The following is an 18,520-nucleotide window of genomic DNA, read 5'->3' as shown; positions in this document are numbered from 1 at the left end:
GGAGTGTCCTATTCTGACACTCCTCCTGTTTTTTATAGACTATTTATTTCTTCAGTTGAATACAGTTTTATTCCCGCTGATTGGAGAACCTCTACCGCTCTCTCCGGTTCTTCCACTCGAAATAGTATCAATGCCCTTTCACCGTTTCGCTTAATAAACGAATAGAGATATTCCACACTGACGCCGGCATCGTTTAAAATTTGAAGGGCGCGGTTTAACCCTCCGGGCTTATCTGTTACCTCAACTGCCAATACGTCCGTTGTGCTAACCGGAAATTTCTCAGCTTTTATTGCCTCAACTGCCTCTTTGGGTTTATCTACAATCATCCGTAAAATCCCAAATTCAGTAGTATCTGCTATGGAAATAGCTTTGATATCGATATTATTTTTCTCTAGGATATCCGTAACTTGAGAAAGTTTACCGGGTTTGTTTTCTAGGAATACCGAAATCTGTTTTACAAACATATAACCCCTCCGTTCATTTTGCTTGTAATGTACCTTATAATTTCCTTTTGTCGATAACGCGCTTAGATTTGCCTTCTGTCCGCTCAACGGTATGCGGTTCAACTAATTTTACGTTTACATTTATGCCTAAAGTTGTATAGATAGATGATGTAATTTTTTTCCTGACTTCTTCCAGCTTTCTTACTTCATCGGCAAAAAGCTGTTCTGACACTTCAACCCATACCTCGATAGAATCAAGATTATCCTTTCTATCCACTATAATCAAATAGTGGGGCTCGGCATCGCCGGCCGCCATTAAGGCACTTTCAATTTGAGACGGGAACACATTGACTCCTCTGATAATCAGCATGTCGTCGGTTCTGCCTAGGATTTTCTCGATTCGGGCATGAGTCCTGCCGCAAGAGCACGGCTTATATGAAATAGAGGTGATATCTCGCGTTCTGTACCTAATAACCGGCAAGCCTTCTTTATCAATTGTTGTAATTACCAGCTCGCCTCTTTCACCCTCGGGAAGCGGTTCTTCTGTTACCGGATCTATTATTTCGGGGATGAAGAAGTCTTCTGCGATGTGAAGACCGTTCTGCTCCATACATTCAGCCGCTACTCCAGGGCCTATAACCTCGCTGAGACCATAAATATCAAGTGCTTTTATTCCAAGTTTTGATTCAAGGTCTTTGCGCATATTATCAGACCAAGGTTCTGCTCCAAAAATTCCTGTCTTGAGTTTTAACTCTTCTTGCTTTATTCCCATTTCTTCTAAGGTTTCGGCGATGCAAAGGGCGTAAGAAGGGGTGCATGCAAGAATCTCGGTACCTAAATCCTTCATGAGCATAACCTGCCGGCGAGTATTGCCGCCTGACGTAGGCAGCACCACTGCTCCTAATTTTTCTGCTCCATAGTGAAATCCTAAACCGCCGGTAAAAAGGCCGTATCCATAGGAGACCTGAACCACCGAATCTCTCTTTCCGCCTCCCATTACAAGGCTTCTTGCGATTAATTCGGCCCAATTAGAAATATCTCTTCTGGTATAGCCTACCACTGTAGGTTTTCCCGTGGTCCCTGATGAAGCGTGAATCCTGATTATTTCTTCGATAGGCACTGCAAACATGCCGTAGGGATAGTTGTCCCTAAGATCTTGTTTTGTTGTAAACGGCAGAAGCCTTATATCCTCTAAAGTTTTTATGTCTTCAGGAATCACTCCTATTTCTTGCATTTTCTGCCTGTAGCTTTCCACATTGTGGTAAACTCTGTCTATGGTTTCTTTAAGTTTTGTAAGCTGATATGAACGAAGCTGCTCTCTGTCTATACATTCTCGTGTTTTATTCCAGTGCATAGCTGTCCCCTCTATTTTGAAATTTTACTTTAATAACACGCTCTCTCAGTTGTGTTAAGCAAACAATTGTTAAGTAAAATTATATAATATAATGTCAAAATTGCAACCATAACTTATAAATGAGTAGAGGTATAACCACAGGAACCGCGGAGGGAATTTTTAGCCCGCAAGAGCAGCTGACGCGCAGCCAATATTTAGTTATGCTGATGAGGGCATACGGAATAGAACCCGATGCGCAGCCGAAAGACAACTTCCTAGATGCCGGCAGCACATACTATACCGGTTATCTGGCAGCAGCTAAACGCCTTAATATTACAAAAGGTATCGGCAGCAACCTTTTTGCTCCGGAGCGGCCGATTACAAGACAGGAAATGTTTACACTGCTTTACAACACCTTAAAAGAGCTGGGAGAATTGCCTGTCGGCACTACTGGAACAACCCTGGAAAGCTTCAGAGATGCCGATAAAGTAGCTCCTTGGGCAAAAGAAGCTATGGAATATCTGGCCAAAACAGGAATGGTGCGCGGAAGTGATGGCTTGTTAACTCCCGAAAGCATTGCAACAAGGGCTGAGATGGCGCAAGTGCTTTACAACTTGCTCTAGATTCAGCTGGTAAATTTAGTAAACAGCAAAAAATAAGCAGTAAAAAAGCACACAAGGAGGCGCTCTTTTAAAGAGCGCCTCCTTCCTAGTATGTCCTGAATAGATGCGGTTCTTAGACTGCCGGCTTTTCTTCTTCGGTTATTTTTTCTAAAATCTTAATCCCTTCTATGATTTCATCAGGGTGGATACGTTCTGACGGAACGCCTCTTTCTATACATTCTATAAAATGTGAAAGCTCACGGTAAAACATGTCGCTGGCAGGCAGGTTTATCTCGGTGGCTACCGCTTTATCCTCTTGAAAGTTATAAGTGAAAGGTTCTTTATCATGCTCATAAACTGTAACTTTTTTTCCATCGTTTTCTAATACTGCATTTTCAAAATATACACGCCAAGCAGCTTTGAAGGGATAATTTGCATTAAACCAGGCTGCCTCTGCCGTAACGTTTAGATTGTCAAGTGTATAATTGAATCTGTAATGTTCTTTATATCCGGCATCAGGCCTGCCGCAGCTTGTATATGTAAAGTTTCTTGGCTTTCCGAAAATACTTATAATCAAATCCAAGTCATGGACATGCAAGTCAAAGGGCACAAGTCCGCTTTTCTTTCTGTCAAAAAGCCACCCTCCCTTGCTCCATGTAGGGCAAGCGCTAAGTCTTATGAAATAGCCGTCCAGAGGCTTGCCGTATTTTTCGCTTTTTACGGCTTCATAAAGAATTTCGGATTCTCTTGTAAAACGCACGACTTGACCTACAAAAAGCAAAAGATTTTTTTTGGCGGCAAGGTCGAACATTTCTTTAGCATCTTTTGCGCAAAGAGCCATTGGTTTTTCCACAATTACATGTTTGCCGCAATTTAAGCTTTCTACTACATGTTCTTTATGAAGATAAGTAGGTGTGCATACATCTATCACATCTATTTGTTCATTTGCTGTCATGGAAGCTATGTCATCATATACAGCTAAATTGAACTTTGCGGCTTTTTCTTTATCCTGTGCAGTATTGCATACTACTGCGACAACTTTGCATCCGTCAATATTTTTGTAGTTATCATAATGCACATTTCCTATGCCCCCAAAGCCAACCATACCAATCTTGACCATCGGTCTCCCTCCATTTAGGCACTAAAAAGGCCTATTTTTTTAAGATAATCGTAAGAATCCTTTACTGCTTGATTTACTTCACCAAGATTTCTTGCTCCATCCTTTGTAAATTCTATTTCTATACTGAGGGGGCAATTGTTATTGGCTTTGTCTAATTCGCTAATAATCCTTTCAAAATCAACGTTTCCTTTGCCTATTGCAGGAAAATTCCACTCGTTATTGGCACCGGCTTTGTCTTTTAGGTGAATATGCCCGATTTTATCTATACATGAACTTATGTCTTCTACCGGATCAATATTTCCATAATATATAACATTTGCAGTATCATAATTTATCATGACTGTCGGCGAGTCCACTAAATCTACAATTTTTTTAAGTTGTTTTCCTGTTCCGTGCTTGCCGTGGTTTTCAAGACATAGTTTGAGATTATATTCCTGTAGGTATGGCACAATCTCTTTTATGTGTTTTGCCACTTCTTCATCGGAAGTTTCAGTTCTATCTTTTAAATGTGCCTCTCCAATTGAAGATATAATGTAGTCGCATCCGAAAAATGATGCAAGTTTAATATTTAAAATAAAATCACTAAGGCGTTCTGTATCCATAAGGTTGCAGTGACCGCTCATGGAAATCGGCGTAAGCTCCGCCTTTTTTAGACTGTCTTTAATTCTGCAGAGCTCTTCAAATGTCATTGTTGGAAAGACATGCTCGGTCCATCCTTTTGTTGCTGTAAGCTCAATATACTTGAAACCAGCCTTGCTTATGCCGGAAATAGCATCATCGAGAGAGTAGCCGTGATAAGTGTTTGAATTTACCGCAATAATTCTCTTCACGCCATAAGACCCCCTTTAAATTTGAATTTCTAGATTACAAACTGTTCTAAATACCTCTTTGAAAGTTTCAGGCTTGCAAGGACCCTTTCTTCGTTTTCCTCAAAAGCCCTGTCTTCTATTTCTATACACGCATATCCATTGTATCCTATATCAGTGAGAGATGAAACATAAGCTCCCCAGTTTACATCGCCAAGACCCGGGATTTTAGGACTCATGTAATCTAGGGGATAAGCCAGCGTCCCCACTTCTTTTAATTTATCAGGGTGCAGTTTAATATCTTTGAAGTGAACATGAAAAATTTTGTCTCGGAATTCATAAACCGGTTTTATGTAATCCATCATTTGCCAGATAAAATGACTTGGATCAAGATTTATACCGAAATTATCGCTTGGAATAATTTCAAACAATTTTCTCCAGATTTTAGGAGAATTAAAAAGGTTCTGCCCGCCCGGCCACTGGTTTTCATCAAAAAGCATTGGGCAGTTTTCTATGGCAACTTTTACCCCTTTATTTTCTGCATAGCTTATAATAGGCGGCCAGACTTCCTTAAAAAGTTCTATATTTTCCTCAACGCTTTTATACTGATTTCTTCCTATAAATGTTGTCACCATATTAACCCCAAGTTTTGCGCTGGCATCTATTACTTTGTATAGATGAGAAACATTTGCACGGCGCATCTCTAAGTCATTTCCGATGGTATTAGGATAAAAGGCAAGGGACGAGATTTGAACTTTTTTATTTCTGCAATAATCCTTTATGTAAGCGGCTTTTTCATCATTAAGGCTGTCCACATCAATATGGCTGACGCCGGCATACCTTCTTTCCGCTGTTCCTTTAGGCCAGCATGCAACTTCAACACATTCAAATCCTAGTTCGGCTGCAGTATCAATTAGTTTTTCGAAACTGTAATCAGCTAAAATCGCACTTACAAATCCCATTTTCATGCATACCATCTTCTTTCTTTTATTTATTGGATATTATCAGATATAATTAATCTTGATCTACGGTAATGGTTTTACCTTTTTCAGATGATTCTATGCTTGCAAATACTGCTTTCATAGAACTTAGCGCGGCTTTTCCAGATAATTCTGTATCCCTGTCATTTAGTATGCTGTCCACAAATAAATCTATGACACCGGATTTTGTTTGTTTTTCATTTGTCTGTATGCCTTCCATTTCGAAATTTATTTTCTCTCCATCATGCATAAGAACTTTTATAGCATACTGAGGATCATCATATATTCTCATAATGCCTTTTGTTCCATATAATATGGTGCTGTTGTCCTCTGGTCCATAATATGTCCAACTTGCCGTCATTATTCCGATGATTCCATTTTCCATTTTATATATGCAAAATGCATTATCGTCTACGCTTATAGGTTTGCCGTCAGAAGTCTTTTTGTTTAATGTAGCAAGTTTTGCCGTTGTTTCTACAATTTTTTTACCGGTTAAAAACTGTATCAAATCCGTCTTGTGAATTCCAAGGTCTGCCATAGCACCCATAACCGCGGTATTCTTGTCAAAAAACCACACATCAGGACCTGCATCAATGCTCCACGTTTCCGGGCCACCGTGCCCAAAGGTAGTTTTGAAGGTAATTATATCGCCAATTAATCCTTCTTCTACCAGCTTTTTTGCCCTTCTGTGAGCAGGAGCAAGTCTTTGGTTGTGACCTATAAGAAGTTTTTTGCCCGCATCCTCAGCTGCTTTAACCATGGCTTTGCAATCTTCAAGAGTTGTTGCCATAGGTTTTTCACAAAGCACATGCTTTCCTGCGCGAAGTGCCTCAATTGTTATCTGGGCATGCAAATTATTTGATACGCATACGCTTACTGCATCTATTGTGGGATTTGAAAGTAATTCTTCGCAAGAAGCATAAGCTATTCCGCCATATTTTTGGGCAATTTCCTTTGTTCTGTCCGGATTTTTATCGTAAAAACCCACTAGGCGGCAATTTTTATTATCAAGATATTCAGGTATATGTCTTACTTGAGCAATTTTCCCACATCCGATAATACCAACATTAATCATAAAGTTATCCTCCTTTTAAGCTTTCTCTTTCTTCTGTAAAAGCACCGCGCAAACAACTATTAGACCTTTAAAGGCTTCTCTTAAGAAAGGCGGTACTCCAAAAAGATTTAGAAGGTTGTTCATCACAGCGATAATCAGCATACCAAAAACAGTGCCTAATACGGTGCCTCTTCCGCCGCTCATGCTCGTTCCTCCCACTACAGCCGCAGCAATTGCGTCCATCTCGTAGCCGCTGCCTGCGTTTGCAAAGTCCATGGAGCCTATTCGTGACACCTGAATTATCGCAGAAATCGCCACAAGTATTCCCATAAGTGAGTATACGCCTGTTTTGACTTTGTCTACATTAACGCCTGAAAGTTTAGCTGCTTTTTCATTAGAGCCTACTGCGATCACTTGCCGTCCAAACACCGTCCGTTTTGAGACATAATATAGTATGCTTGCAATAACCAGCCAAAATATAATAGGCATTAACATAAAATTTCCTATTTTCATGTTTGCAATTTGAAGGAATTCTCTCGGAACCGTTGGATTGTAACCCTGCATAAAATGCTGTGTAACACTTCTAAAAATCTTCATTGCGCCCAATGTTGCGATAAACGGAGGTATCCTGCCTTTGGTTATTAATAGCCCAATCCCTGTACCCAGGCAATATCCTAACACGATTCCTGCAACAATCGCTATCGCAAATGCCGGGATGCCGGTTATACCCATATTTATCAATATGCCCTTTGGCCCTTTGTCAATAAGCATCATCATAACAGCGCCTATTGCAACTGTCGTGGAACCTACCGCAAGATCTATGCCTCCCGAAATTATTACAAATGTCATCCCAAGGGAGATTATGCCAATACCTGCATTATTTCTTAAAATATTTATCCAATTGTTCAGCCACGAACTAAACCAGCTGCCGATGGAGTCATAATCAAACCCCAAAACCAATGTCTGTAATATAATAATGAGTAAGAGAACTATGGCGGTGCTAAAAAGCGGTTCCGCGGTCCATCTGTATTTGAACCATTCAAAAAAGCTTCTCTTCCTTTTTCTGCCGGTATCATCACTCATATTTTGTTCCCCTTTCTTGCTTATTCCAGTCTCCCGCCGGTAGCTAGCCGCATTATGTCATGTTCGTTCATTGTCTTGCCAAAAACTTCGCCTTGGATTGCTCCATGATACATTACGATTGCTCTATCACATATTCTCACAATCTCCTGGGCTTCGCTGGAAAGCACAATTACGGCAATATTTTCATCTGCAAGATTTAATATAATGTCATAGATATCTTCTTTGGCTCCCACATCAACACCCTGAGTAGGATTATCCAGCACTAGAACTTTAGGATTTGCCGACAGCCACTTTGCAAGTACAACCTTTTGCTGGTTACCTCCTGAAAGACTGTTAATGCTGTCGCTAATCTTTCCAAGTTTTATTCTCAGTTCTTTAATTTGCCTGTTGAATATGTTGATATGTCTTGGCCAGTCGATTACTCCTCTTTTTGCAAACAATGGCCATGTAACTATGGATGCATTTTCAAGCACATTCATGTCTTTTATTATTCCGTTTTCTTTTCTATTGCCCGGAAGGTATCCAATACCTATATGAAGGGCTTGGGTTGTGCTAAAAATTTTAATCTCTTTGCCTTCAAGAAATATCTTTCCGTCAAGTATGCTCTCTGCTCCAAAAACCGATTGAAAAAGTTCGCTTCGCCCGTCTCCCAGCAGGCCGGTTACGCCGAGGATTTCTCCGGCCCTTACCGATAAACTGATGTTTCTGTACGCCTTTTCATGAGTAAGCCCTTCCAGGCGAAGAATTTCTTTACCCAATTTTCTTTTTCTTGACAATTGCTCGGTTCTCACATCATAGCCCACCATAAATCTTGCCAGATCGTCAGTTGTTACATCGCTTACATTTCCTTCGGCAACCAGGCAGCCATCTCTTAGCACTATGTATCTTTCGCATATCTCCATTACTTCGTTTAATTTATGAGATATAAAGATTATGCCTACACCTCGCTCTTTTAGCGTCCTCATCATCTTAAAGACTCGTTCTATTTCAGGTTCTGTCAGCGAAGTAGTAGGTTCGTCCATTATTATTATCGATGCATTCATCATCATGGCTCTGCATATTTCAACTATCTGCTTGTAGGATGTATCTAAATCTCGAACCATGATTTTGGGGTCTAGGTCTACATTCATTTCCCTGAAAACTTTTTCTGTTTCATAAACCATTCTTTCTAAATCTAAAGTCCCTCGTTTGTTTTTTAGCTCTCTGCCTAAAAACATGTTTTCATATACAGGCAAATCGTTTATAAGGTTAAGCTCTTGGTGTATAAATGCTATACCGGCATTAAGGGATTCTGCAGGGCTTTCAAATTCTACTTCTTTGCCGTCCAGATATATTTTTCCCGAATCTATCTTGCATACTCCGCCTAGTATATTCATAAGCGTTGATTTGCCTGCCCCGTTCTCACCTATAAGTGCGCATATTTCACCGCCTTTTATTGTAAATGATACATTTTTTAGCACTTTATTGCTTCCAAATGATTTTATGATATTTTTCATTTCAACTATCATGAAACCACATCCATCTTTTTATATGCAAAAGGTTATGGCGACGCCATAACCTTTTGTCTTAGTTGTCTCAATCAACGTATGCTTTTGGTTTAATACGGCGAATTCGGATCTAAGAAATCTTTGTAATTTGTTCTGTCTACTATAGTAGTCGGGATAATTGTAACTTCGGGAGCGTCTTCACCCTTTAATAATTTTACAGCAAGATCGATGGCATCTTTTACCATGGCTGGGCTGTAAAGCGCGGATTCAAGCCATATATCTTCATTTTCGGGCATCATTCTGAAATATTCCTGCATTCCTCCGCCGCCGGTAATGACTTTGATATCGGTTCGGCCTGCTTCTCTTATAGCCTGAAGAACACCTATGGAAGTCTCATCGTCCATGGAAAACACGGCATCGATTTTCGGATTGCTGGTTAGTATATCTGCAAAATCCTTCAAACCGTCTTCCCGAGTAAACTTTGTTGCATATGTAAGTATGTTCCAATCGGGAGCAATTTGCGCCGCTGTTTCCATAAAGCCCTTTTTCCTAAGCTCTGATACTGAACCGGATGTAGGAACTTCTAAAACTACAACAGTTCCCTCTTTGCCTATTTTGTCAGCAATATACTTGGCGCCTTCAATTCCCATGCCTTCATTGTCGCCGGATACTCTGTAAACACCGTCTACATCAATTACGATATCAAAGTTTACAACCTTTATTCCGGCATCCAAAGCCTTCTTTATGGGTTCTTCCATGCCTTCCCACTGAGGAAATGCTACTATAGCCTGTGCGCCCCATGTCATCAGGTCATCTAATTGAGCAGTCATTTCTTCAGCATTACTGCTGGTCTGAATTTTGTAGTCGATCTGGTCTGACAACTCTTTTGCGCGGGCCTCCGCGTGATAGGCAACAGCTGCAACCCAACCGTGGGTAACAGCAGGGGCTAAGATACCAACCTTGAATTTCTCTCCTCCACCGCTATTTTCGCTAGGTGTGCCTTCTTCATTGCTATTAGTTGCCTGCTGGCCGCCGCAGCCTGTCAGAAGTACTGCTAACGCCAAAGTTAAAACTAAAATTACGCTAACAAACTTTTTCATCAAAACACCCCTTTTATATTTATTTTTATACTAATTAACTGCATGCTTTAGCAGTTAATTGCATGTTGAAATTGGTGCCGATGATTCGCGAATAATAAATTTATGGGGAAGTATTACTTTTTTATCGATTTCCTTTTTATTGCTCATGCAGGCGTGCAGAAGCTTAAAAGATTCCCTTCCAAGTTCGTAGCAAGGCTGAGCGATAGTAGTTATATAGGGATGAAACATTGTAGTATAATCTACATCGTCAAAACCCGTAATCGTAACATCTTCAGGCACCCTAAGTCCCATTTCTTTTGCCGCCGTAATCGCGCCTAGTGCAATAGTATCTGATATGCAAAAAATAGCCGTAGGTCTGTCTTTTTGTTTAAGTAAGTCAAAAGCCGCAGTTTTACCGCTTTTAAAGGAATATTCTGCATCAGCAAATGCAATATACCTTTTTTTCATCGCAAGACTATGTTTTTTAAGTGTATCCTTGTAGCCTTGCAGCCTGAGAACAGTTGAAATATAACTGTTGCAGCTGCTTATAGTGGCAATTTTTTTATGTCCCAGACCTATAATGTATTCCATTACATCTACAGCAGCTTTGTAGTTGTCAATAGAAACCCTTGGAACATCAAGTTTCTCCACATATTCAGAGCAATGCACTAAAGGGTATTTTTCCGCGTATTCTGCTACCCATAATGAATCCGTATTGCATGCAAGGAGGATAGCGCCATCTGCCCGTTTTCTTTTTAGCATATCCATGCTGCTTCTTTCCCGCTCCTCATTCCCTGCGGTATTATATATAAGCGCACTGTATCCCAGTTTTGCTGCCTCATCGCCGATACCTGCAAGTATATGTGCATAATAAGGGTTTGTTATATTTGGAGCAATTATAAGTATTACCCGCGTCTCATTTCGCCTCAGATTGCGTGCAGACATATTAGGCTCAAAGGAAAGTTTTTCTATGGCTTTATAAACCCTTTCGCAGGTTTCCGGTTTTACTGACCCTTTTTTATTTAATACTCTTGATACTGTTGCTACAGATACATTTGCTTCTTTAGCAACATCTGCTATTTTGACCATATTTATTCCACCAATATTAATATAAAATAATTTTGAATGTAATCCATTACACTTTTTAGAAAAAAAATAAAAAAGCAAAATGTAATCCATTACATTTTAAGTATAAGCTTGTAAATTTGTTTTGTCAATATTATCTTAAAAGATAGTGTAAAATATTTCTAGGTTTTTTGCAGGAAAAATTCATTCGGACGTAGAAAAAAGACCTCACCATCCTTTCCACAGGATGAGTATAAACTCATAGAAAGGTGAGGTCTTTATGGAACTAATTCGACTTGTAATGGATAAATTCCTGCTTGTAGAAGAAAAAATATTTAAGCTTTTAGATGGGAGCTATACATACCCTGAATTTGAACAAGAGCTAAAGGAAGTACTAAGCGATCTAGGTAAAGATGTATGCCAAGATGTACTAAATGAACTAGATGAAAAGATATACAAGGACAAAGATAAGAGAAAGGACTGGAAGGTGGTACAAAAGGGCTGTAAAAGGACAATCGTAACACCCTTTGGAGACGTAAACTACGAGAGAAGGTACTACAAGAACAAAAGTACAGGCAAAAGAGCTTATCTTTTAGATAATGCGATAGGAATAGAAAAACATGAAAGCTAAAGACTTGACTAATGCAGTAAAAATGCGCTATAATAACATTTGTAGCGTAAGCTCTTTAAAAAATCATGGGGGCGATCTTATTGAATGTTGGGCTTCCTAAAGAGGAATGTCTTTCTTTTGATGACATGACCGATGAAGATATAGTATGTGAAGCCACTAATGGCGACCATGAGGCACTTGAATATATCATTAACAAGTATAAAAACTTTGTTAAATCTAAAGCTAGATCATACTTCTTAATAGGCGCTGATCGTGAAGATATTATACAAGAAGGTATGATCGGACTGTATAAAGCCATCAGAGATTTTAATCCTGACAGGCTTGCCTCCTTTAGAGCCTTTGCGGAGCTTTGCGTAACAAGGCAGATAATTACTGCTATAAAGACGGCCACAAGACAAAAGCACATTCCGCTGAATTCTTATGTCTCACTTAACAAGCCGCTTTATGATGAGGATTCGGACAGAACATTGATGGACATTATTTCAGGTGTAAAGATTTCTGATCCGGAAGAACTTATAATAAGCCAAGAAGAGTTTGAAGAAATCGAAGATAAAATGGGCGAGATTTTAAGCAAACTAGAGTGGCAGGTATTGGTCTCGTATTTAGGCGGTAAATCTTATCAAGAAATTGCATGCGAGCTTAAGCGCCATGTTAAATCCATTGACAATGCGCTTCAGCGGGTAAAACGCAAATTAGAGAAGTATCTTGAAGTAAGAAATATGTGTTAAATCTTGGCATGCCCAAAAGGTTTCTAAGCAACCGGCTTTATAATTGCTTATATGCGGGAATAGCTCAGCTGGCTAGAGCGTCAGCCTTCCAAGCTGAATGTCGCGGGTTCGAATCCCGTTTCCCGCTCCATTATATAAAAAAAGAGTATGCCCTCTGAATCTTATATATTAGAGGTGCATATATTTTTTTGTAAAGGCTGCAGGGCTTCACAATAAGCAAAACATTTCAACCTTGACGAATATCTAAATTTATATTAGAATAAAAGACGCAGCAGGATTAGATAGATTGTATAATTAAGACTCTTTTCTATATCAAACAACTTGCCGCGGGGTGGAGCAGCCAGGTAGCTCGTCGGGCTCATAACCCGGAGGTCGTCGGTTCAAATCCGGCCCCCGCAACCAAACAAGCCCACGTAGCTCAGGAGGCAGAGCGTCGCCTTGGTAAGGCGGAGGTCACCGGTTCAAGCCCGGTCGTGGGCTCCATTTTTGCATTAAATATATTTGAAAATTCGCTTTTAAAATCAACAAAGCTACGATTTATATTACTTTTGAATTGCAATTTACATATCTAAGGAGGATAACCATGGCAAAGCAAAAATATGAAAGAAAAAAGCCCCATATTAATATAGGGACAATAGGTCACGTAGACCACGGCAAAACAACTCTTACCGCAGCAATAACAAAGGTTTTATCTGATGCGGGACTTTCAAACTTCGTAGACTACAGCAATATAGACAAAGCTCCTGAAGAAAGAGAGCGTGGAATAACGATTGCAATATCCCACGTGGAATATGAAACAGAAAAACGCCACTATGCCCACGTGGACTGCCCGGGCCATGCTGACTATGTAAAGAACATGATAACAGGCGCAGCCCAGATGGACGGAGCAATACTTGTAGTATCGGCAGCTGACGGCCCAATGCCTCAGACAAGAGAGCATATACTTCTTGCCCGCCAGGTAGGCGTCCCCTACATCGTAGTCTTTTTAAACAAGACCGACATGGTAGATGACGAAGAATTAATAGAATTAGTTGAAATGGAAGTAAGAGAGCTGTTAACCGAATACGGATTTCCCGGAGACGAAATACCCATAGTAAAGGGTTCAGCCTTAAAAGCATTAGAGTGCGGCTGCGGCAAAAAAGACTGCAAGTGGTGCGGCCCCATATGGGAGCTTATAGATACCATAGATACCTATATACCCACACCCCAGCGTGAAGTAGACAAACCCTTCCTCATGCCTATAGAAGACGTATTTACCATTACAGGAAGAGGCACCGTTGTAACAGGAAGAGTTGAAAGAGGAACAGTTAAGGTAGGAGACGAAGTTGAAATCGTAGGCCTTGCCGAAGAGACAAGAAAGACAGTGGTAACAGGCCTTGAGATGTTCAGAAAGCTCCTTGATACCGCAGAAGCCGGAGACAACGTAGGAGTTCTTCTTCGCGGCATAAACAGAGACGAAGTTGAAAGAGGAATGGTCCTTGCAAAACCCGGCAGCATTAAACCCCACACCAAGTTTAAAGGTCAGGTTTATGTTCTAAAGAAAGAAGAAGGCGGAAGACATACTCCCTTCTTTAACGGCTATCGTCCTCAGTTCTACTTCAGGACAACCGACGTTACAGGAACAATCAAGCTTCCTGAAGGCACAGAGATGGTAATGCCCGGAGACAACGTAGTAATGGACATAGAGCTAATAGCTCCTATAGCCATCGAACCAGGACTTAGATTTGCTATCCGTGAAGGTGGAAGAACAGTTGGAGCAGGTGTAGTAACAGAGGTAATCGAGAACTAAATAATATGATATGAATAAAGAAGGGGCTTGGTCCCCTTCTTTTTAGTTAGTTTTTAACTCCTTAACGGCTCGATATGAACAGTAACATTAGAATCTGTCTCAGCTTCAATAGCTCTTTCCACTTGCTCTGATATCTCATGAGCCTTGATGAGGGGCATATCTTTTTCTACTTGTATGTGCAATGAGATTTCCTTATAATCCCCATAGTCATGGACGTTGACTTTGTGAATACTACAGACACCTGGAATAGAAAGAGCACATTTTTCGATAACCTTTAAAATTTCCTCATCAGGAGCTTCTCCTATAAGTCTGGAAGCGGATTCTGCTATTATGTTTATGCCGGTATAGATAATTAATGCAGAAACTCCGAGACCAAATATGGCATCTACTCTATAATAGCCATATCTAGAAGCGATAATGGCAATAGCTACAAGAATTGAAGCTATACCGTCAGTCCTATGGTGCATAGCATCTGCCATCAGAGCAGAAGCATTAGTTCGCATCCCAAGGTCAACGGAAAATTGAGCCATCCATTCTTTAAATATAGCTCCGACTACCATTACACCTGCTACCATAAAGCTTCCTTTTACAGGGGTGTTAGCAATAAAACGGCTCCATGAAGTCTGGCCAAACTGAACCCCCACCACAATCAGCATCGCAGCAATCAATAAAGTGGCAAGCGATTCTATTCTGCCATGACCGTACGGATGTTTTTCATCGGCCGGGGAACTGGAAAATTTGAAACCTAAGAGCACCACTACGGAAGTCAATACATCTGATGCTGTATGAATGGCGTCCGCCATTAATGAAATACTATTTAAGGTAAGCCCAAAGAAAATCTTAATAGCGGCCAGAACCAGATTTCCTACTATACTTACCCATGCCTCAAGGTATGCATACTTTCTCCTTAACTGCGGATCGGTTACTCTTAAAGGAAAATCATTTTCCTTTAAAAATAATGCAATTAAATAATTATTGATGCTTTTAACTTTTTTATTCACTGGCGGTATTCCTCCTGTAAATGTTAAAATAAGAACGTACAAAATCTTCATTTATAGTGCAAAATTTGGTTAATTTTAAAAATATCCTTCCCCTGCTAAAGGCAAAATTTGGCGTAAAAAAAACTTGCAGGAATGAGTCCTGCAAAAATTCTAATTGCTGCGTCCGTGCGCCCGGCAAAAGCCTGTTCTCATTATAATGAAAATATAACATCAAAAACCCCGAAAGTCAAGTGCGACAATGATTATCATATGATAATGATTTATATGCTCATCTTTGATCCATCTTTTAAATAAAATCTAATTTATTGACAACATACGCCAATTATGATAAATTTATTTAAGTGACTAAAAAGCGAAAAATCCTTACACACTAGATAAAGACTGGGAATAAACTATATATACGAACATGAGTAGGAGGTGCGCACTCATTGAGGACCAACATAGTTTTAGCATGTACAGAATGCAAGGAAAGAAATTATTTTACTCAAAAAAATAAAAAGAATGATCCCGATAGATTGGAAATGACTAAATACTGCAGACGCTGCGGAAAACATACACTGCACAGGGAAACTAAATGATTGACTAGGAGGATTGTCTTATGGCAGCGGCTAAGGAGGGAATTATAAAGCGGACCGGAAAGTTTTTTAGAGAAGTAAGGTCCGAACTTAAAAAAGTAACATGGCCCACCAAAAATGAACTTACCACATATACTCTTGTGGTTATGATATCTGTTGTTATCGTAAGCGGTTTTTTGTGGATATCAGACAATATATTTTATAGATTATTATCACTTATTCTCCGATAATTGAAGGAGGTTGGGCACAGCCCGGCAGCATGTCAAAAAATTGGTACGTTATTCATACTTATTCAGGTTACGAAAATAAAGTAAAAACTAACCTGGAAAAGCGTGTTGAATCCATGGGTATGCAGGATAAGATTTTTCGGATTCTTGTTCCTATGGAGGACGAAATAGAAATTAAAAACGGAAAGCGAAAAACTACACAGCGCAAAATTTTTCCAGGATATGTCCTGGTCGAAATGATTGTAACAGATGATTCCTGGTATGTCGTCCGCAACACACCGGGAGTTACGGGATTTGTAGGAGCAGGAAGCAAACCTATTCCCCTTAACGAGTCTGAAGTTAAACAGATTCTAAAGCAAATGGGTATTGAAGAGCCGAAGCATAAAATTGATATTGCCATAAATCAGAGCGTTAAGGTCTCGTCCGGGCCATTTGAGAACTTTGTTGGAAACGTTATAGAGATAAATCCCGAAAAGCAAAAAGTAAAAGTGCTCATATCTATGTTTGGCAGAGAAACACCTATAGAATTAGGTTTTGATCAAATAGAAAAACTATAACAGTTGTGTTAGAGGAGGTGTGCCAATGGCAAAAAAAGTAGTATCCGTAGTTAAACTTCAGATTCCTGCAGGTAAAGCAACGCCAGCCCCACCAGTAGGCCCGGCACTTGGTCCTACCGGTATAAATATAATGAATTTCTGTAAAGAATTTAACGAAAAAACAGCAAACCAAGCCGGTTTGATTATACCTGTGGAACTTTCAGTATATCAGGACAGATCATTTACTTTTGTTTTAAAGACTCCCCCGGCCTCTGTGCTGCTTAAAAAGGCTGCAGGAGTGGAAAAAGGCTCTGGAGAGCCCAATCGAGTCAAAGTAGGAAAAGTCAGCAAGAAAGATGTTCAAGAAATAGCCCAGTTAAAAATGGTCGATCTTAACGCTAACAGCATCGAAGCTGCAATGAGGATGGTAGAGGGAACTGCCCGCAGTATGGGCATTACAGTCGAATAAATTTTCTAGTGGGAGGATTTTTCCGATATTACCACAAGGAGGTACGCTAAATGGCTAAACATGGCAAAAAATATCTAGAAGCATTAAAATTAGTGGATAGAACAAAAGTGTATGATGTAAGAGAAGCATTTGAGTTATTAGAAAAGACAGCAGTAGCAAATTTTGATGAAACTATAGAAGTCGCTATCCGTCTTGGCGTTGACCCGAGACATGCCGATCAGCAGGTGAGAGGTACGGTCACACTTCCACATGGAACCGGCAAAAGCGTTAGAGTTTTAGTATTTGCCAAGGGAGACAAAATTAAGGAAGCCGAAGAGGCAGGAGCCGATTATGTAGGCGCAGAAGATTTGGTTGCAAAAGTTGAAAACGGATTTCTTGATTTCGATGTTGCGATTGCAACACCTGATATGATGGGCAGCGTAGGAAAGTTAGGAAGGATTTTAGGCCCCAGAGGCCTTATGCCCAACCCGAAAGCAGGTACAGTAACTTTTGATGTAGGAAAAGCCGTAAAAGAGGTTAAAGCCGGAAAAATAGAATTTAGAGTTGACAAAACCGGGATTGTACATGCCCCGATCGGCAAAAAATCTTTTGGGGTTGATAAACTGATAGACAACTTTAATGCTCTAATGGATGCTATAATTAAAGCAAAACCGGCTTCAGCTAAAGGCCAGTACATCAAAAGTATAGTTGTATCCAGCACCATGGGACCCGGGATAAAAATAAATCCTCAAAAAGTAGCGGCTTAAATCTAAATTGAATATAAAAATAATAAATGCTGCAGACAGTAGGTGCTTATAAAAGCTTAATTTCCTACCGAGGCAATTAAAGCAAAATGGTTTTGTTCCATACAAAATCATGAATTTGTTTAAATGCTAAAGCCTTTCTGTTTCTGCAGAAAGGCTTTATTTAATTTGTTAAAAGCAAAAGCAGTAAAAATGTTGGGAGGTGAAACAGTGCCAGTAAAAGAATCGAAGATAAAAGCTGTAGAAGAATTAAAGGATAAATTTAGTCGTTCAAAAGCTGTTATTCTTACGGATTATCGTGGCTTAAATGTAGCGGCCATAACCGAACTTCGCCGTAAGCTTCGGGAGCAGGGCATAGAGTATAAAGTTGCAAAAAATACGCTAATGCATATCGCTCTTGAAGATTTTGACTATAGCTTGGATGATTTTCTTGAAGGCCCTACTGCCGTAGCTTTCAGTTATGAAGATCCGGTAGCGCCTGCAAAGCTGCTAACAGAGTTTGCAAAAACCCATAAGGAATTAGAAATTAAAGCCGGTGTAGTGGAAGGCAAAGTTGCTAGCAGGGAAATGATTGATGAACTTGCTAAACTACCCCCGAAAGAACAACTTCTTGCAAATGCAGTCGGCGCAATTCAGTCGCCGCTATATGGTATTGTGGGAGTATTACAGGGAACGCTTCGCAATTTGGTTTATACATTGCAAGCTATTGAGGAAAAGAAAGCTTCTTAAAGGTTCACATCAAAATATAAAAACTAATTTTAAGTAAAAT

Annotated in this window: 20 protein-coding genes, 3 tRNA genes, 1 pseudogene and 1 other annotated feature; of the genes and pseudogenes, 13 read left to right on the top strand and 11 right to left on the bottom strand. The window is 39.9% G+C overall.

The genetic code is table 11. The features are described from left to right. Nucleotides 1-32: 32 nt before the first annotated feature. Both TSYNT_RS05215 and TSYNT_RS05210 read right to left on the bottom strand, forming a co-directional pair. Nucleotides 33-464, bottom strand: coding sequence for an ACT domain-containing protein (locus tag TSYNT_RS05215; RefSeq protein WP_059032423.1), 432 nt, complete (start codon nucleotides 462-464; stop codon nucleotides 33-35). A 34-nt stretch (nucleotides 465-498) separates the two neighbouring features. Continuing rightward, nucleotides 499-1,797: a phenylacetate--CoA ligase family protein gene (locus TSYNT_RS05210; protein ID WP_059032420.1), complete on the bottom strand. Its 1,299-nt coding sequence runs from the start codon at nucleotides 1,795-1,797 to the stop codon at nucleotides 499-501. A gap of 119 nt (nucleotides 1,798-1,916) precedes the next feature. On the opposite strand from TSYNT_RS05210, the gene TSYNT_RS05205 reads away from it, so the two are divergent. Continuing rightward, nucleotides 1,917-2,399 (top strand): S-layer homology domain-containing protein, encoded by a 483-nt coding sequence (locus TSYNT_RS05205; RefSeq protein ID WP_083497663.1) that lies wholly within the window; start codon nucleotides 1,917-1,919, stop codon nucleotides 2,397-2,399. 112 nt (nucleotides 2,400-2,511) lie between these two features. Here TSYNT_RS05205 and TSYNT_RS05200 read toward each other — a convergent pair whose 3' ends face one another. The 8 genes from TSYNT_RS05200 to TSYNT_RS05165 all read right to left on the bottom strand — a co-directional run bounded on the left by TSYNT_RS05200 (nucleotide 2,512) and on the right by TSYNT_RS05165 (nucleotide 11,076). Continuing rightward, nucleotides 2,512-3,498 (bottom strand): Gfo/Idh/MocA family protein, encoded by a 987-nt coding sequence (locus TSYNT_RS05200; RefSeq protein ID WP_059032416.1) that lies wholly within the window; start codon nucleotides 3,496-3,498, stop codon nucleotides 2,512-2,514. A 14-nt stretch (nucleotides 3,499-3,512) separates the two neighbouring features. Then, nucleotides 3,513-4,328 carry a sugar phosphate isomerase/epimerase family protein gene (locus tag TSYNT_RS05195; protein ID WP_059032415.1) on the bottom strand — a complete coding sequence of 272 codons (816 nt, stop codon included), beginning with the start codon at nucleotides 4,326-4,328 and terminating at the stop codon, nucleotides 3,513-3,515. 29 nt (nucleotides 4,329-4,357) lie between these two features. Continuing rightward, nucleotides 4,358-5,272 (bottom strand): sugar phosphate isomerase/epimerase family protein, encoded by a 915-nt coding sequence (locus TSYNT_RS05190; protein WP_059032413.1) that lies wholly within the window; start codon nucleotides 5,270-5,272, stop codon nucleotides 4,358-4,360. A 46-nt stretch (nucleotides 5,273-5,318) separates the two neighbouring features. Beyond that, on the bottom strand, nucleotides 5,319-6,359 hold the full coding sequence (locus tag TSYNT_RS05185) for a Gfo/Idh/MocA family protein (protein WP_059032411.1): 1,041 nt from the start codon (nucleotides 6,357-6,359) through the stop codon (nucleotides 5,319-5,321). A 15-nt stretch (nucleotides 6,360-6,374) separates the two neighbouring features. Continuing rightward, complete coding sequence (locus tag TSYNT_RS05180) at nucleotides 6,375-7,421, bottom strand: ABC transporter permease (protein WP_059032410.1); 1,047 nt, start codon at nucleotides 7,419-7,421, stop codon at nucleotides 6,375-6,377. A gap of 20 nt (nucleotides 7,422-7,441) precedes the next feature. Continuing rightward, nucleotides 7,442-8,929, bottom strand: a complete 1,488-nt coding sequence (locus TSYNT_RS05175; RefSeq protein WP_059032407.1) for a sugar ABC transporter ATP-binding protein — start codon at nucleotides 8,927-8,929, stop codon at nucleotides 7,442-7,444. A gap of 89 nt (nucleotides 8,930-9,018) precedes the next feature. After that, nucleotides 9,019-10,008, bottom strand: a complete 990-nt coding sequence (locus tag TSYNT_RS05170) for an ABC transporter substrate-binding protein (protein ID WP_059032405.1) — start codon at nucleotides 10,006-10,008, stop codon at nucleotides 9,019-9,021. Nucleotides 10,009-10,062: 54 nt separating this feature from the next. Beyond that, the gene (locus tag TSYNT_RS05165; RefSeq protein WP_059032403.1) at nucleotides 10,063-11,076 is read right to left on the bottom strand and encodes a LacI family DNA-binding transcriptional regulator; all 1,014 of its coding nucleotides are present in this window, start codon (nucleotides 11,074-11,076) and stop codon (nucleotides 10,063-10,065) included. Nucleotides 11,077-11,332: 256 nt separating this feature from the next. Here TSYNT_RS05165 and TSYNT_RS05160 point away from each other — a divergent pair. The 6 genes and pseudogenes from TSYNT_RS05160 to tuf all read left to right on the top strand — a co-directional run. Further along, nucleotides 11,333-11,677, top strand: a pseudogene (locus TSYNT_RS05160) (UPF0236 family transposase-like protein); the annotation flags it as partial. A gap of 71 nt (nucleotides 11,678-11,748) precedes the next feature. Continuing rightward, on the top strand, nucleotides 11,749-12,411 hold the full coding sequence (gene sigH, locus TSYNT_RS05155; RefSeq protein WP_083497662.1) for an RNA polymerase sporulation sigma factor SigH: 663 nt from the start codon (nucleotides 11,749-11,751) through the stop codon (nucleotides 12,409-12,411). 53 nt (nucleotides 12,412-12,464) lie between these two features. Beyond that, a tRNA-Gly gene (locus TSYNT_RS05150) sits at nucleotides 12,465-12,541 on the top strand. A gap of 195 nt (nucleotides 12,542-12,736) precedes the next feature. Further along, nucleotides 12,737-12,813 (top strand) — tRNA-Met (locus TSYNT_RS05145). Nucleotides 12,814-12,818: 5 nt separating this feature from the next. Continuing rightward, nucleotides 12,819-12,894: transfer RNA gene (locus TSYNT_RS05140), tRNA-Thr, on the top strand. A gap of 100 nt (nucleotides 12,895-12,994) precedes the next feature. Continuing rightward, nucleotides 12,995-14,200, top strand: a complete 1,206-nt coding sequence (tuf, locus tag TSYNT_RS05135; protein WP_059032398.1) for an elongation factor Tu — start codon at nucleotides 12,995-12,997, stop codon at nucleotides 14,198-14,200. Between the two features lie 53 nt (nucleotides 14,201-14,253). Here the strand turns inward: tuf and TSYNT_RS05130 are convergent, their stop codons facing one another. Further along, the gene (locus TSYNT_RS05130; protein WP_059032396.1) at nucleotides 14,254-15,201 is read right to left on the bottom strand and encodes a cation diffusion facilitator family transporter; all 948 of its coding nucleotides are present in this window, start codon (nucleotides 15,199-15,201) and stop codon (nucleotides 14,254-14,256) included. 428 nt (nucleotides 15,202-15,629) lie between these two features. Here TSYNT_RS05130 and rpmG point away from each other — a divergent pair, with 428 nt between their 5' ends. The 6 genes from rpmG to rplJ all read left to right on the top strand — a co-directional run bounded on the left by rpmG (nucleotide 15,630) and on the right by rplJ (nucleotide 18,480). Next, nucleotides 15,630-15,779, top strand: a complete 150-nt coding sequence (gene rpmG, locus TSYNT_RS05120) for a 50S ribosomal protein L33 (RefSeq protein WP_059032392.1) — start codon at nucleotides 15,630-15,632, stop codon at nucleotides 15,777-15,779. Nucleotides 15,780-15,799: 20 nt separating this feature from the next. Then, nucleotides 15,800-16,006 carry a preprotein translocase subunit SecE gene (gene secE / locus TSYNT_RS05115; protein WP_083497661.1) on the top strand — a complete coding sequence of 69 codons (207 nt, stop codon included), beginning with the start codon at nucleotides 15,800-15,802 and terminating at the stop codon, nucleotides 16,004-16,006. 29 nt (nucleotides 16,007-16,035) lie between these two features. Next, nucleotides 16,036-16,560, top strand: coding sequence for a transcription termination/antitermination protein NusG (gene nusG / locus TSYNT_RS05110; RefSeq protein WP_059032390.1), 525 nt, complete (start codon nucleotides 16,036-16,038; stop codon nucleotides 16,558-16,560). Between the two features lie 25 nt (nucleotides 16,561-16,585). Next, complete coding sequence (gene rplK, locus TSYNT_RS05105) at nucleotides 16,586-17,008, top strand: 50S ribosomal protein L11 (protein ID WP_059032388.1); 423 nt, start codon at nucleotides 16,586-16,588, stop codon at nucleotides 17,006-17,008. Nucleotides 17,009-17,058: 50 nt separating this feature from the next. Next, entirely contained in the window at nucleotides 17,059-17,754 is a 696-nt protein-coding gene (gene rplA / locus TSYNT_RS05100; RefSeq protein WP_059032385.1) for a 50S ribosomal protein L1, read from the top strand. A gap of 11 nt (nucleotides 17,755-17,765) precedes the next feature. Then, nucleotides 17,766-17,924: a sequence feature (ribosomal protein L10 leader region), on the top strand. A gap of 37 nt (nucleotides 17,925-17,961) precedes the next feature. Beyond that, nucleotides 17,962-18,480, top strand: a complete 519-nt coding sequence (gene rplJ, locus TSYNT_RS05095; protein ID WP_059032862.1) for a 50S ribosomal protein L10 — start codon at nucleotides 17,962-17,964, stop codon at nucleotides 18,478-18,480. Nucleotides 18,481-18,520 lie beyond the last annotated feature (40 nt).

Origin of the sequence: Tepidanaerobacter syntrophicus (assembly GCF_001485475.2) — a bacterium.
GTDB lineage: Bacteria > Bacillota > Thermosediminibacteria > Thermosediminibacterales > Tepidanaerobacteraceae > Tepidanaerobacter > Tepidanaerobacter syntrophicus.
This window is presented reverse-complemented; position numbering and strand designations above follow the sequence as displayed.